At 59.5% G+C, this 13,635-nt stretch carries 14 protein-coding genes; 5 read left to right on the top strand and 9 right to left on the bottom strand.

Annotation, left to right across the window (positions count from 1 at the left end; translation table 11 throughout):
* Position 1: 1 nt before the first annotated feature.
* The 6 genes from benB to KGA97_RS03130 form a co-directional block, all read right to left on the bottom strand.
* On the bottom strand, positions 2-490 hold the full coding sequence (gene benB, locus KGA97_RS03155; RefSeq protein WP_223480207.1) for a benzoate 1,2-dioxygenase small subunit: 489 nt from the start codon (positions 488-490) through the stop codon (positions 2-4).
* Positions 490-1,851, bottom strand: a complete 1,362-nt coding sequence (gene benA, locus KGA97_RS03150) for a benzoate 1,2-dioxygenase large subunit (protein ID WP_223480206.1) — start codon at positions 1,849-1,851, stop codon at positions 490-492. Before benA ends, benB begins: the two co-directional genes overlap by 1 nt.
* A 273-nt stretch (positions 1,852-2,124) precedes the next feature.
* Positions 2,125-3,084, bottom strand: coding sequence for an AraC family transcriptional regulator (locus tag KGA97_RS03145; protein ID WP_008044866.1), 960 nt, complete (start codon positions 3,082-3,084; stop codon positions 2,125-2,127).
* Between the two features lie 213 nt (positions 3,085-3,297).
* Positions 3,298-4,227, bottom strand: coding sequence for a catechol 1,2-dioxygenase (gene catA, locus KGA97_RS03140; RefSeq protein WP_223480205.1), 930 nt, complete (start codon positions 4,225-4,227; stop codon positions 3,298-3,300).
* Positions 4,228-4,281: 54 nt separating this feature from the next.
* Positions 4,282-4,572, bottom strand: coding sequence for a muconolactone Delta-isomerase (gene catC / locus KGA97_RS03135; protein WP_223480204.1), 291 nt, complete (start codon positions 4,570-4,572; stop codon positions 4,282-4,284).
* Positions 4,573-4,582: 10 nt separating this feature from the next.
* Positions 4,583-5,731, bottom strand: a complete 1,149-nt coding sequence (locus KGA97_RS03130) for a muconate cycloisomerase family protein (RefSeq protein WP_207286246.1) — start codon at positions 5,729-5,731, stop codon at positions 4,583-4,585.
* A 124-nt stretch (positions 5,732-5,855) separates the two neighbouring features.
* Here KGA97_RS03130 and KGA97_RS03125 point away from each other — a divergent pair, with 124 nt between their 5' ends.
* Entirely contained in the window at positions 5,856-6,752 is an 897-nt protein-coding gene (locus tag KGA97_RS03125) for a LysR family transcriptional regulator (protein ID WP_223480203.1), read from the top strand.
* A gap of 506 nt (positions 6,753-7,258) precedes the next feature.
* Here the strand turns inward: KGA97_RS03125 and KGA97_RS03120 are convergent.
* Positions 7,259-7,501, bottom strand: a complete 243-nt coding sequence (locus tag KGA97_RS03120; protein WP_008043245.1) for a DUF1652 domain-containing protein — start codon at positions 7,499-7,501, stop codon at positions 7,259-7,261.
* A gap of 141 nt (positions 7,502-7,642) precedes the next feature.
* On the opposite strand from KGA97_RS03120, the gene KGA97_RS03115 reads away from it, so the two are divergent.
* The gene (locus KGA97_RS03115) at positions 7,643-8,377 is read left to right on the top strand and encodes an Imm52 family immunity protein (RefSeq protein ID WP_411740669.1); all 735 of its coding nucleotides are present in this window, start codon (positions 7,643-7,645) and stop codon (positions 8,375-8,377) included.
* A gap of 78 nt (positions 8,378-8,455) precedes the next feature.
* Here the strand turns inward: KGA97_RS03115 and KGA97_RS03110 are convergent, their stop codons facing one another.
* Complete coding sequence (locus tag KGA97_RS03110) at positions 8,456-9,355, bottom strand: polysaccharide deacetylase family protein (protein ID WP_223480201.1); 900 nt, start codon at positions 9,353-9,355, stop codon at positions 8,456-8,458.
* Between the two features lie 100 nt (positions 9,356-9,455).
* On the bottom strand, positions 9,456-10,346 hold the full coding sequence (locus KGA97_RS03105) for an ABC transporter substrate-binding protein (protein WP_411738801.1): 891 nt from the start codon (positions 10,344-10,346) through the stop codon (positions 9,456-9,458).
* Between the two features lie 354 nt (positions 10,347-10,700).
* On the opposite strand from KGA97_RS03105, the gene KGA97_RS03100 reads away from it, so the two are divergent.
* The 3 genes from KGA97_RS03100 (at position 10,701) to KGA97_RS03090 (ending at position 13,311) form a co-directional block, all read left to right on the top strand.
* Positions 10,701-11,687 (top strand): aliphatic sulfonate ABC transporter substrate-binding protein, encoded by a 987-nt coding sequence (locus tag KGA97_RS03100; protein ID WP_223415794.1) that lies wholly within the window; start codon positions 10,701-10,703, stop codon positions 11,685-11,687.
* Positions 11,688-11,751: 64 nt separating this feature from the next.
* The gene (locus KGA97_RS03095) at positions 11,752-12,594 is read left to right on the top strand and encodes an ABC transporter permease (protein ID WP_223480199.1); all 843 of its coding nucleotides are present in this window, start codon (positions 11,752-11,754) and stop codon (positions 12,592-12,594) included.
* A gap of 3 nt (positions 12,595-12,597) precedes the next feature.
* A complete protein-coding gene (locus KGA97_RS03090) occupies positions 12,598-13,311 on the top strand; it encodes an ABC transporter ATP-binding protein (protein ID WP_223480198.1) in 714 nt (237 codons plus the stop codon).
* Positions 13,312-13,635: the final 324 nt, after the last annotated feature.

Genomic DNA, 13,635 nt, shown 5'->3' with positions numbered 1-13,635 from the left:
CTCACAGGTGGTAAACATCGATGACCTGGCGAACGTAGTCGTTCTTCAGGATCACTTTCTTGGCCTTGATCAGCGGGTTTTCGCCGCGCATATCGAGGGTGTAGAAACTGCTGCCGAAATAGCTGTCGACGGTCTTGTAGCGAAAGCTCAAGGTGTGCCAGTTGAAGCGCACCTTGCACAGGCCGTCCGCCTGTTCCAGAAGCTCGATGTTGCTGATGTTGTGCGAGGTGCGGGTGTCCGGCACGGTGGCGCTGGAACGCTCGGTCTTGATACGGAAGATGCGGTCTTCCAGACCCGTGCGGTTGCCGTACCAGATCAGCGAAATTTCCCGTTGCGGGTCTTCAGTCAGTTCGTCGTTGTCGTCCCAGGACGGCATCCAGAACGTCGCATCCGTGGCGTACAACTCCAGCCATTCGTCCCATTGCCGGTCATCAAGGTAGCGCGCTTCGCGGTAGAGGAAGTCGCGCACGGATTCATAGGTGATGGTCATTACACGGTCTCCACGGCAATCAGCTTCGATTGCTCGGCAGCCAGAGCCTTGAGCATGGTTTGCTGCCAATACTTGTGCTGCAACACGAACAGGCCTTCGTCCTCGGTGCGCACACCGCTGAGCAACGGATGCAGGTCAATTTCCTTCGCCGCCTCATCGGCGCCTTCGACCCAGTGCTCGGCGCCACGGGACATGTCGTTCCAGGCGGTCACGCTGCCCTGGTAACCGGTCTGGCAGGAGCGAAACTCTTCCAGATCGTCCGGGGTGGCCATGCCGCTGACGTTGAAGAAATCCTCGTACTGACGAATCCGGCTCGAACGGGCGTGATCGCTTTCGCCTTTGGGGGCGATGCAGTAAATGGTGATTTCCGTACGGTTGACCGAAATCGGCCGGGCGATGCGGATCTGCGAGCTGAACTGGTCCATCAGGTACACGTTCGGGTACAGGCACAGGTTGCGCGAGTTTTCGATCATCCAGTCGGCGCGGGCCTTGCCGAAGTCCTTGGCCAGCTCATCGCGACGTTCGTACAGCGGACGGTCCTCAGGGTTGGCCCAACGGGTCCAGAGCAGCATGTGGCCTTTGTCGAACGAGTAGAAACCACCGCCCTGCTTGGCCCAGCTGCCAGCGCTCATGGTCGGGTTGGTGTCGCCGGCCTCGCGCTGTTTGCGCTGGTTCTGGGTGGCGGCATAGTTCCAGTGCACCGAGCTGACGTGGTAACCGTCGGCGCCGTTTTCGGCGGTGAGTTTCCAGTTGCCTTCGTAGATGTAGCTGGACGAACCGCGCAGCACTTCCAGGCCGTCGGCGGACTGGTCGACGATCATGTCGATGATCTTCGCCGACTCGCCCAAATGCTCAACCAGCGGCACCACGTCAGCCTTGAGGCTGCCGAACAGGAAGCCGCGATAGGATTCGAAACGGGCGACTTTGGTCAGGTCGTGGGAGCCTTCGCAGTTGAAGCTCGCCGGGTAGCCGGCCGCTGCCGGGTCTTTGACCTTCAGCAGTTTGCCGGAGTTGTTGAAGGTCCAGCCATGGAACGGGCAGGTGTACGAGCTTTTGTTGCCGGACTTGTGTCGGCAAAGCATCGCGCCACGGTGACTGCAGGCGTTGATAAAGGCGTTCAGCTCACCGTCCTTGTTGCGCGCGATGAAGATCGACTGGCGCCCCATGGTGGTGGTGTAGAAATCGTTTTTGTTGGGGATCTGGCTTTCGTGCGCCAGGTACAGCCAGTTGCCTTCAAAGATGTGTTCCATCTCAAGGTCGAACAGCCGTGGGTCGGTGAACATCTCGCGCTTGCAGCGGTAGAGGCCTTGTTCTGGATCGTCTTCGAGCAAGGATTGAAGATATTCGGGTCGCAGGGTCATGGCCGCCGCCTCCATTGTTATTGTTCAGGCAAGGCTCATGCTAGGACGGGGCAATGGGGTGGACTATCCGCTGGGTGCAGACCTTTATCCGTTTAGTGCAAAGACCGATGTAGGAGCCGGCTTGCCGGCGATCGACGCAACGCGGTGTGCCAGACACACCACCATTCTGTAGGAGCCGGCTTGCTGGCGATTCAGGCGATGCGGCGTGTCAGATAGACTGCGTCGTTTGAATCGCCAGCAAGCCGGCTCCTACAGTTCGTGGTGTACCTGCGATCACTCGCGGCGTTTGAGGGTGTCCGACGGTAACTCGCCGAACTGTTTGCGGTAGTTGTCGGAGAATCGCCCCAAATGCAAAAACCCATAATCCATCGCCACTTCCGTCACGTTACGCACATTACAGGTCGGGTCGCTCAAACAAGCATTGATACGCTCCAGACGTTTCTGCCGGATGTAGTTTTTCGGCGTAGTGCCGGCGTTGCGTTCGAACAAGCCATACAGTGAACGCAGGCTCATCCGCGCCTGACGCGCCAGTTCTTCACTGTCGATGTCCTGCTTGAGGTGGCGTGCGATGTAGTCGGCAATCACCTCGAACGTGGCCGTCTGTGAGCCGAGGTTGATTCGGCTGACGTTGGTCTGCATCAGGCTGAGCATCTTGCTGACGATGATCTGTGCGTAATGCTCCTGCACTTTGGGAATCTGCTCGGTGGCCTCGGCCTCCTGGCAAATCATCGCCAGCAGCCCGACAAACCCTTCCAGTTCATTGAGCTGGTAACGGTTCTCCAGAAACCGCACGCCCTGCCCCGGATAGCGCCAGCGCTGCTCGTCGCACACGGACTCAAGCAACGTCGTGGGAACTTTGAGGATGAATTTTTCGCAATCGTCAGAGTACGTCAGGTCCACCGGATCGTCGGGATTGATCAGCAGCAACTCGCCAGGCGCGAAGTAATGTTCCTGACCGTGCCCGCGCCACAGGCAGTTGCCACGCAGCAACACTTGCAGGTGATAGATGCTTTCCAGTGCGCCCGAGGTGACCCGCACGCTGCCGCCATAGCTGATGCGGCACAGGTCGAGGCTGGCAAACTTGCGATGATTGAGACTGGCCAGGGGTTGCCCGGCGCGCGGCATCAGGATGCAATGATTACCGACATGCTGATTGACATAGCCCGACACCGCGTACGGGTCGGCATGGTCGAATACGGAGCTGCGCTGACTCAACAGTTGCGCTTGCATCATCGGGTCACTCTCGTTGTTTTTATGGGGTGCGACGGGGCATTCTAAGGCAGTGCTTGCGGCGGTGTGTCAGTTGATCGACATGTGGAATATTCTGGCCCTTTCGCGAGCAAGCCCGCTCCCACATTTTGACCGTAGTCCCACTGAAGAAACACGGTCGAATGTGGGAGCGAGCCTGCTCGCGAAAGCGGTGTGTCAGTCATCACCAAGCTGGAATCAGTCCTCCAGAGCGCGAACCCGCTCGTGACGCTGCTGCTCTTGCGGCTGGGCGAACGATTGCAAGGTGAAATCGAATTCGATCTCGGCAAAACGACCGCTGACGCCATGCGCCGCTGCGCGTTGTTGATCATCGCTGAAGGTGATTTTCGCGATCAGCTCGTCACGGGTGGCGTAGGCGAAATCGTCGTGCAGGTATTGATCGCCGTCGAGGTTGATCTGGGTGGTCAGGTGACGATGATCCGGCGCCGAGATGAAGAAGTGCACGTGCGCCGGACGCTGGCCGTGACGGCCCAGTTGATCGAGCAGTTGCTGAGTCGGACCGTCCGGCGGGCAGCCGTAACCCGACGGCACGATGCTGCGGAAGCGGTAGCGACCTTCGGCGTCGGTGACGATGCGGCGACGCAGGTTGAATTCAGATTGCGTGGTATCGAAGTACGAATAAGTGCCGCCGGTATTGGCGTGCCAGACATCCACAATCGCACCGGCCAACGGTTCGCCGGCGGTGTTGAACACACGGCCCTGCATGAACAGCGTCACACCCGGATCGACGCCATCATCGAGACGCGCTTCACCTTGGGACAATGGGGCACCGGCCACGTACAGCGGGCCTTCGATGGTGCGCGGCGTGCCGCCAGCCTTGCCGGCCTGTTCGTCTTCGGCGTCCATCAGCAGGTCGAGGTAGTGTTCCAGGCCCAACCCGGCCACCACCAGCCCAGCCTCCTGGCGCGCACCCAGCACGTTGAGGTAGTTGACGGCTTTCCAGAACTCTTCCGGGGTCACGGCGAGGTCTTCGATGATGTTCACCGAATCACGCAGGATGCGGTAGATCAGCGCTTTGGTGCGCGGATTGCCGGCATCGTTGTGCAGGCCGCTGGCCTCTTCGAGAAACTTCTGGGCTTTGGCAGTGTGGGAAATTTTTACGTTCATTTTATGGGTTCCTCATCTTGTAATTATTAGCGTGGCGAACTGAACAGGCCAGGTTCAGCGGTCATCCTCGCGGATGGAAGAAGGATGCCGGCACATCGCGGTGACTTCGATCGCCATGTACGGGTACAGCGGCAATTGCATGAGCAAGTCGTGCAGCTCTTGAACGCTGTCGACATCGAACACGCTGTAATTGGCATAGAGCCCGGCAATGCGCCACAGGTGACGCCACTTGCCTTGATCCTGCAGACGATGGGCCAGGGCTTTTTCGTCAGCCTTGAGCTGCGCGGCGCGTTCGGGGTTCATGTCGACCGGCAAATTCACGGTCATCTTTACGTGGAACAGCATAATGCTCTCCTCAGGCTTGATGAATGGCAGTGGATGTCTTGTCGCGACGGAAAAACGCCAGGCGTTCTTCATCGAGGTTCAGGCCCAGCCCTGGGGTTTTCGGCACGTGCAGCTCGAAATCGCGATAGACCAGCGGCTCGCTGAGAATGTCTTCGGTCAACAGCAGCGGGCCGAACAGCTCGGTGTCCCACGCCAGTTTGTTCAGCGTGATGAAGGCATGGGCCGAAGCCATGGTGCCCAGACCACCTTCAAGCATGGTGCCGCCGTACAGGCCGATGCCCGCCGCTTCGGCAATCGCGGCGGTCCGCAGCACGGCGCGTGGGCCGCCGTTCTTGGCAATCTTCAGGGCGAACACTGAAGCCGCGCCTTCACGGGCCAGGTTGAACGCATCTTCCACGCACTCGATGGATTCGTCGGCCATGATTGGCGCCGGGCTGATGGCGTTCAGGCGCGCCATGCCAGAGCGGTTATTGCGCGAAATCGGCTGCTCGATCAGGTCGATGCCGTTGCTGCCGAGAATCCGGCAGGCGCGCAACGCGACGGCTTCATCCCAGGCCTGATTGACGTCGACCCGCACGCTGGCACGATCGCCGAGGGCTTTCTTGATCGCGATGACGTGGGCCAGATCGCGATTGACTTCGCCGGCACCGATTTTCAGTTTGAAGATGCGATGGCGGCGCAGGTCGAGCATTTTTTCCGCTTCGGCGATGTCCTTGTCGGTGTCGCCGCTGGCCAGGGTCCAGGCCACTGGCAGCGCATCCCGAACGCGGCCGCCCAGCAGTTCGCTGACCGGCAGGCCAAGGCGTTTGCCCTGGGCATCGAGCAACGCGGTTTCGATACCTGACTTGGCGAAGGTGTTGCCACGGATGCTGCGCTCCAGGCGCAACATCGCAGCGTTGACGTTGGCGCTGTCCTGACCCAGCAGCAGCGGCGCGAAGTGCCGGTCGATGTTGGTCTTGATGCTGTCCGGGCTTTCATTGCCATACGCCAGGCCACCGATGGTGGTGGATTCGCCAATGCCTTCAATGCCATCGGCGCAGCGCACGCGAATGATCACCAGCGTCTGGTTCTGCATGGTGTGCATCGCCAGCTTGTGCGGGCGGATGGTCGGCAGATCGACGATGATCGTCTCGATCGATTCAATGGCAGTTGCAAGCATGTCGATACCCGTCAGGTTCTTAAAGTTCTGGAACCGATTCTGGTACGGCTTTTTTCGGGAAGCCAATATAGAATTGGTCTGACTTGATACCTTTAAGGTATGCAAACTGCTTTGCGGAGGCCTCATGGAACTGCGTCACCTGCGGTATTTTCAGGTGTTGGCTCAAACCCTCAACTTCACCCGCGCGGCCGAACTGCTGCACATCGCCCAGCCGCCACTGAGCCGACAGATTCAGCAACTGGAGGATGAACTCGGGGTGTTGCTGCTGGATCGTGGACGGCCGCTGAAGCTGACCGACGCCGGGCGGTTTTTCCATGAGCACAGCACTGCCCTGCTGGAGCAACTGGGCAAGGTCTGCGACAACACGCGACGCATCGGCCTGGGAGAAAAAACCTGGTTGGGGATTGGTTTTGCGCCGTCGACACTCTATGGCGTGCTGCCGGAACTGATTCGCCGTTTGCGCAGCGGCGAGCCTCTGGAGCTGGAACTGGGGCTCTCGGAAATGACCACGCTGCAACAGGTGCAGGCGCTCAAGGCCGGTCGGATCGATATCGGTTTCGGCCGCATTCGCATCGACGACGCGGCCATTATCCAGACGGTGTTGACCGAAGACCGGCTGGTCGCCGCCCTGCCCGCCGGTCATCCGCTACTGGCCGGGCCGATCAGCCTGCGCGAACTGGCAAAGGAACCTTTCGTGCTGTACCCCGGCAACCCGCGCCCCAGCTACGCCGACCATGTGATCGGGTTGTTCGAGTCCTATGGCGTCAGCATTCACGTGGCGCAGTGGACCAACGAACTGCAAACCGCCATCGGCCTGGTGGGCGCAGGAATCGGCGTCACCCTGGTGCCAGCCTCGGTGCAATTGCTGCACCGCGACGACATCGGCTTCACGCCGCTGCTGGAAGACAACGCGACCTCGCCGATCATCCTCAGCCGACGCGTGGGCGACGTGTCGCCGGGGTTGAATCATTGTTTGCGGATAATCGATGAATTATCGCCGCAACAGCTGAACGCTTTGTAGGAGCCCGGCTTGCTGGCGATGGCGCCCGCGAGATCGCCATCGCCGGCAAGCCAGCTCCTACAGATCATGGAGGTGTTCGGGATTGAGGGTTTACGCATAACCTGTAGGAGCCCGGCTTGCTGGCGATGGCGTCCGTGAGATTGCCATCGCCGGCAAGCCGGCTCCTACAGATTGTGGGGTGTTCGGGATTGAGGATTCACGCATAACCTGTAGGAGCCCGGCTTGCCGGCGATGGCGTCCGTGAAATCGCCATCGCCAGCAAGCCGGCTCCTACAGATTGTGGGGTGTTCGGGATTGAGGGTTTATGCAAAACCTGTAGGAGCCCGGCTTGCCGGCGATGGCGTCCGTGAGATCGCCTTCGCCAGCAAGCCGGCTCCTACAGATCGTGGATGTGTTCGGGATTGAGGGGTTACGCAAAACCTGTAGGAGCCCGGCTTGCCGGCGATGGCGCCCGTGAGATTGCCATCGCCGGCAAGCCGGACTCCTACAGTTTTTGCGGTTATTCCTCAGCCGGCAAACGCGCGGCGACCGGCGCGCATTTCGGTGTGAAATTCGCCAATCAGGTTTGAAATAGCACGAGCGCTGCTCAGTTGCGCGGGTGACACGCCGGTGATCAGCAGATCAATCCTGCCGGTGGAGCGCTCGAAAACCTTGATCCGTAGCGACCCGTCAGGATTCACCGTGCAGGCGCAGGAAAGCGGTTGAAAACCGGACTCCACAATGCGGCAAAGTTCTGGAACTGAAACCATAAAGGGTGTCTCGGGTGGCGGTTGATCGGATTGACCCTTTGAGAATAGATGGGCCTACCAAGCCTGCTCGGGCGAATACTTGGGACAAATGTTATTTGTGTCTCAATTCGGAAAACTTTAGGTGCCGGTTAAGAGAAAAGCATTCAAGGTGTCAGCAGGACAAATTTCAAAAGCTTCATTTTTACCTTCAGGTTCAACAAGCAGGCCATTACCTCACTTACGCTTGAAACGCAGGTCGAAAAAGCTGCCGAGTTTTTGCGTCAGGTGGGTGCAATCAGTCCGCTTCTGGCCAACTGGTATTTGCAAGGGAAAAGCCTGAAAGACTCGCTTTCAACTAACGTCAGTAACAACACTCAAGCGCTGATCGACAAAGTTAAGCGCGCTCATGATCCTGACCTTCCCGACCTGACCGAATTTTCGGTCTGGAATGCCATCCAGGATCCGCTTGAGGGCGGAGTCGCCTTTCATTACAGCGCGCACAACCTCGATTCAGTGTCAGCCATGTCCTTCGAGGACGCTGGTGCTTTGTTGATGAAGCTTGCGCACCCGGAAGAGACATTCACAAAAATTATCAATCTGGCCGTGAATATCTGGCCAGAAATTGACTGGGTCACCGTGGTACCGGCCAACTATTTCAGAAAAGGTCGTGTTTTCAAGGACCGACAGACAATTGGATGGATTGGCTTTTGCCCGCAACCGTTGAAACAGGAAGACTTCCCTCAGGCACACAAACTGGTTCCCGTGCCCGACAGGGGGACCATTATCGTCAGCTGTCCTGAAGTCATGAATGAGCAAAACCTCGACCACTTCGGACAGGTTGGGGATATTGATACCAAACTGGTAGAGCTTGGTTATTTGCCGTTGTTTATGAACTGAATCGTGCACATGTGAACGACAGCGATCATCTGCAGGAGCCGGCTTGCCGGCGAAGGGCCCGTGAGTCTTGCGTTTTGATCACTGCGCATCCGCTCCCCAGATCCAGTTCCAGACCCCCGGCAATTTCACCGGTTGCGCACTGTCGCGAACGGTGCGCGCCATGGCCGCCCGTTGCAGTTCGGCCTGATCATCGTAAAACGGCTTCTGCGCCGTTTTCACGCCAGTCGCCTGCGCACTGTCGAGAAGGATTTGCAGGTATTCGCGGGCATGTCGGGCGGTGTAGCGATTGAGGTCGTGGAAGGTCACCACCACCGGGATCACCCCATCCACCGTCGGCAACTCACCCATTGCGATGCGCTCACGCACCTCTGACATCTGCCGCAACATGCTGGACCGGCGTCGGGGGCTGGCGTTGAAACCCCAGATCTTGCCGTCGTTGGCGCTCAGGTCGGTCAGCAACACGTGCATGCCGTGCTTTTTATAAGCGGCGAAAACCCGTTTGTCGTAGTTCCAGAACGGCGGCCGCACCAGGGTCGGCGGCGCACCGGTGATGGCGGCGATGTCGGCACTGCCTTTGGTCAATGACTGTTCCAGTTCTTCCGGGCTCAGAGAACGGTGATTGGTGTGCCAGTGGGTGGCCGTGTGGAAACCGAGAATCTGCCCGTCCGCATGCTCGCGGCGCATGACCTCACGGCCGATGTCGCTGTCGCCCGCCCGTGGCGCGCCGGTCTGCACGAAGAACACCGCTTTGAGGTTCGGCTGCACCGGGTTGGTGGCGAGGCTGTCGAGGATTGTCATCGTCGGGTTCCAGAAACTCGACGCGCTGGGACCGTCGTCGAACGTCAGCAGAAACCGGATCGGTGCTTGCGCGTGCAGACGCTGTTCGGTTTGCGGTGTCATTTCGATGGGAGCAGCGATGCAACCCACCAGCCCGACGGCAATGGCGAGTGCGCTGAGAATCTTGAACAGCTGTTTCATGTTGTGCCTTGAGCCGGACCGTTAAGCCCGCACAGTTGTGCGGGCGCGGTTTGGATCAGGGTACACAGTGTTTGGTTCCGGTGCTGCCCGGCATTGTCGATTACTGGGTAAACGCCTGCTCGAACGAGTTGTCGATAATCGGCGCGGTCGCCAGGGCCGTCGGCAGTGCTTTGACCTTGAACAGAAAATCCGCCGTGCTTTGCAGGTCCTTCGCAGCCTGTGCATCCACCGGGCCCACGGTCATGTGAGCCTGGCGTAACCAGTGACGCGAGACGTTCTGATCAAGATTGGCCTTCTTCGCCCACAGATCGGCATATTCGTCGGTGTGATTGTCGACCCAGGCTCGTGCCTTTTTCAGGCGAACCAGGAAGTCGGCGATGGCTTCGCGCTTGCTGTCGATTGACGGCGTCGAAGCGGCGATGGCGCTAAGGCCTGGCATGAGGTTCTTGGCGGTGAGAATCGGTCGCGCGCCGGAGAACAGAATCTGTTGGGAAATGTAGGGTTCCCAGACCGGGAAGGCATCAATGCTGCCCTGAGGCAGCGCGGCGGCGGCATCGACCGGCATCAGCTTGATGAAGTCGACGTAGTCCTCCGGCAGGTCAGCTTGTTGCAAGGCGCGCAGGGTCAATTGCTGGCTCCAGGCGCCGGGCCAATAGGCGACTTTCTTGCCCTTGAGGTCGGCGATGCTTTTGACCGGCGAATCCTTGGGCACCAGCAAGGCGATGGTGTCCGGGTTCTGCCGCGAGACGCCGATCAGCTTCACCGGCGCCTGCTTTGCAGCGAGGAACAGGAAGCCTGAATCGCCCAGAAAGCCCACGTCCAGCGCCCCGGTGTTCAACGCTTCGGCCAGCGGTGCAGCGGCCTGAAAATGCTTCCAGTCAACGGTGTAAGGCGCCCCTTCCAGCACTCCCGAAGCCTCCACCGAAGCGCGCACGTTGTAGTAATTCTGATCACCGACATGCAGGACAACGGGCTCAGAGGCGTAGGCCATTGGCGCAGCAAACAACGCACTGGTCAGCAAACTGCGGACGAATCTGGACAGGTTCATCGGGGGCTCCTTGAGAGTGAATGGCATAGACCATAACGCTCTTACAGGACGCTTTTTAAATTCGATTTACGCATAAGCTCATGACTGTCAGTCAACACTGTTCACCCGGCAACAGTGAGCCGACAGACTGTTTTCCCTGCAACACCCTTCTGCTTCATTCCTCGCCTCAACGCCTTGAAAAGGCCTGATATCCAAGACATGGCACAGAGCCTGCAATATTCCTTTTACGCAGGAAGCATTTATAAAAAATGAATTTTTCGACATAAGAAACCCAACGCCTTGTCCGGAGCCGATCCCATGAAGTCCACCTTCCGCTTTCCCAAAGTCAGGTATCTGCTCAGCGCCTGCGCCCTGGCCTTGAGCCTGCAACCCGCCGCGCAGGCCGCTGAAACACCGCCGGCCGAAGTGCATCTGGATTACGCCTACTACTCGCCAGTGAGCCTTGTGCTTAAACACTTTGGATTTCTGGAAAAAGCCCTGCCGCAGACCAAAGTCAGTTGGGTGCTGAGTCAGGGCAGCAACCGCTCGCTGGAGTACCTCAACAGCGGCGGCGTTGATTTCGCCTCCTCCGCCAGCCTCGCCGCCGTGCTCAGCCGCGCCAATGGCAGCCCGATCAAATCGGTTTACGTCTACAGCCGCGCCGAATGGACCGCATTGGTGGTGCGCAAGGATTCGCCCTACCAGACCGTCGCCGACCTGAAAGGCAAGAAGATCGCCGCCACCAAAGGCACCGACCCGTACCTGTTCACCCTGCGCAGCCTGCAACAGGCCGGCCTGAGCAAGGACGATGTGGAACTGGTGCACTTGCAGCACCCGGATGGCCGCACGGCCCTGGAAAAAGGCGACGTCGACGCCTGGGCCGGCCTCGATCCGCACATGGCCGCGAGCCAGGTCCAGGCCGGTTCGCGCCTGTTGTATCGCAACACCAACTTCAACAGTTATGGCGTAGTCAGCGTTACTGACACTTATGCGAAAGAGCACCCGCAGACCATCGAAACCGTACTGAAGGCGTACGAAAAGGCCCGCGACTGGGCGGTAAAAAACCCTGATGAACTGGCGAAACTGCTCGCTACCGAATCCGGTCTGCCGCTGGAAGTGGCCAAGCTGCAACTGTCCCGCACTGACCTGAGCAGCCCGCAACTGACCGCCAGGGATGTGATCGCCTCCAAGGCCGCCGCGCCGATTCTGGTGTCCGAAGAACTGGTGCGTCGTGGGGTGAATGTCGATCAGGTCATCGATCAGTTGATCGACACCGGCTTCAAGGAAACCGTGGCCCGTCAGTAAATAACCGCCAACGGGGCACAACGAATCCGCGCCAGTCGCGGATTCGTCGTGACCGGAGAATCTCATGACCAGCAAAAGCAAAGACCTGCCCCTCGAACTGCCGACGCCACGTCGTGCCGCTCTTTCCTTGAACTATGCCTGGCGTTTGCGCCTCAAGGGTCTGGCGTTGCCGGTGCTGATCCTCCTGGTGCTGGAATTTGTCGTACGCATCGGCTGGTTGCCGTCCTACCAAATGCCGGCGCCCAGCGAAATCGCCCTGACCTTGAGAGACCTCGCCGAAGGTGCGCTGTGGAAACACATCAGCACCAGCCTGTTGCGCGTGTTGCTCGGTTTCGCCATCGGCGCCGGTCTGGCACTGGTGTTTGCCGCCTGGGTCGGTTTGAGCCGCGAAGCCGAAGCCTGGCTTGAGCCGACCTTCGCCGGCCTGCGTTCGATTCCGAGCCTGGCCTGGGTGCCCCTGTTGTTGCTGTGGCTGGGCATCGACGAAACCTCGAAAATCGTCCTGATTGCCATCGGCGCGTTCTTCCCGGTGTACCTCAACGGCGTCGCGGCGATTCGCGACATCGACCGCAAACTGGTGGAAGTCGGGCAGATGTATGGCTTCGGTCGCACACGGCTGGTCCGGCGGATTTTGCTGCCCGCCGCCCTGCCCGGCCTGTTTACCGGGTTGCGCAGCGGCATGAGCCTGGCGTGGATGTTTCTGGTGGCCGCCGAGCTGATCGCCGCGACCAAAGGGTTGGGTTATCTGCTCAGTGACGGGCGCGAGACGTCCCGCCCGGACATCGTGCTCGCGGCAATCATCGTGCTGGCGCTGCTGGGCAAACTCAGCGATGGCATTCTCGCCGGCCTGGAGAAACGCTTCCTGGCGTGGCGCGACACGTTCAACGGCCAAAGCACAGAGGATTGAGCCATGACCGATTACCTGCTGGACATTCGCGTCGAGCGTAAAACTTTCGCCACCACCACGGTGCTCAGGGATATCCACCTGCAATTGCAGCCCCGGGAAACCGTCAGCCTGCTGGGCCCCAGCGGGTGCGGAAAAAGCACGTTGTTGCGGATCGTTGCCGGTCTGGAAAAGGACTTTCAGGGTGAACTGAATCGTAGCGCCGGTGAGGTCGCGTTCGTGTTTCAGGAGCCTCGATTGATGCCCTGGCTGACGGTCGAGCAGAACATCGGCTTCAGCGCCGACAACCGATATGACAAGGCCTGGGTCGCACAACTGATCGATGAAGTCGGCCTCAGCGGGTTCGCTCAAGCGTTACCCAAGGCGCTTTCCGGCGGCATGGCGCAGCGGGTCGCCATTGCTCGCGGCCTCCACTCACGGCCCGATGTGCTGTTGCTCGACGAACCGTTCAGCGCGGTGGACGCCTTCACCCGGATGAAACTGCAAGATCTGTTGCTGCAACTGGCCGAGCGCCACGCCATCGCCCTGCTGCTGGTGACCCACGATGTCGATGAAGCGCTGTACCTCAGCGACCGCGTCCTGGTCATGGACAATCGCCCCAGCAGCATTCGCCAGGAACTGGCGGTGCAACTGCCCCATCCGCGTGATCGGCGTGACCCGCAGCTGGCGCAATTGAAGGCCCTGTCGTTGACCGAACTGCAACGGGCGCACGTCATTTGAATCGCCCAGCGTTCCCCGATCCGTAGGAGCCCGGCTTGCTGGCGAAGGCGTCCGTAAGATCGCCATCGCCGGCAAGCCGGCTCCTACAGGGTTCGCGTGAATCCCCGATCCCGAACATCCTGGTGATCCGTAGGAGCCGGCTTGCTGGCGATGGCGTCCGTAAGATCGCAATCGCCGGCAAGCCGGCTCCTACAGGGTTCGCGTGAATCCCCAATCCCGAACATCTCCCAATCCGTAGGAGCCAGGCTTGCTGGCGAAGGCGCCCGTGAAATCGCCATCGCCAGCAAGCCGGCTCCTACAGGGTTCGCGTGAATTCCCAATCCC

The organism is Pseudomonas sp. BF-B-15, from assembly GCF_019946675.1.
Taxonomy (GTDB): Bacteria; Pseudomonadota; Gammaproteobacteria; order Pseudomonadales; family Pseudomonadaceae; genus Aquipseudomonas; species Aquipseudomonas migulae.
This window is presented reverse-complemented; position numbering and strand designations above follow the sequence as displayed.

What these genes read in the sequence shown, in the direction of transcription:
- KGA97_RS03125 (WP_223480203.1), top strand. Translation starts at nt 5,856, where the DNA reads ATGGAACTGCGTCACCTGCGGTATTTTCAGGTGTTGGCTCAAACCCTC.
- KGA97_RS03100 (WP_223415794.1), top strand. Translation starts at nt 10,701, where the DNA reads ATGAAGTCCACCTTCCGCTTTCCCAAAGTCAGGTATCTGCTCAGCGCC.
- KGA97_RS03095 (WP_223480199.1), top strand. Translation starts at nt 11,752, where the DNA reads ATGACCAGCAAAAGCAAAGACCTGCCCCTCGAACTGCCGACGCCACGT.
- KGA97_RS03110 (WP_223480201.1), bottom strand. Translation starts at nt 9,355, where the DNA reads ATGAAACAGCTGTTCAAGATTCTCAGCGCACTCGCCATTGCCGTCGGG.
- benB (WP_223480207.1), bottom strand. Translation starts at nt 490, where the DNA reads ATGACCATCACCTATGAATCCGTGCGCGACTTCCTCTACCGCGAAGCG.
- KGA97_RS03130 (WP_207286246.1), bottom strand. Translation starts at nt 5,731, where the DNA reads ATGCTTGCAACTGCCATTGAATCGATCGAGACGATCATCGTCGATCTG.
- KGA97_RS03120 (WP_008043245.1), bottom strand. Translation starts at nt 7,501, where the DNA reads ATGGTTTCAGTTCCAGAACTTTGCCGCATTGTGGAGTCCGGTTTTCAA.
- KGA97_RS03105 (WP_411738801.1), bottom strand. Translation starts at nt 10,346, where the DNA reads ATGGCCTACGCCTCTGAGCCCGTTGTCCTGCATGTCGGTGATCAGAAT.
- KGA97_RS03090 (WP_223480198.1), top strand. Translation starts at nt 12,598, where the DNA reads ATGACCGATTACCTGCTGGACATTCGCGTCGAGCGTAAAACTTTCGCC.
- KGA97_RS03145 (WP_008044866.1), bottom strand. Translation starts at nt 3,084, where the DNA reads ATGATGCAAGCGCAACTGTTGAGTCAGCGCAGCTCCGTATTCGACCAT.
- benA (WP_223480206.1), bottom strand. Translation starts at nt 1,851, where the DNA reads ATGACCCTGCGACCCGAATATCTTCAATCCTTGCTCGAAGACGATCCA.
- catC (WP_223480204.1), bottom strand. Translation starts at nt 4,572, where the DNA reads ATGCTGTTCCACGTAAAGATGACCGTGAATTTGCCGGTCGACATGAAC.
- catA (WP_223480205.1), bottom strand. Translation starts at nt 4,227, where the DNA reads ATGAACGTAAAAATTTCCCACACTGCCAAAGCCCAGAAGTTTCTCGAA.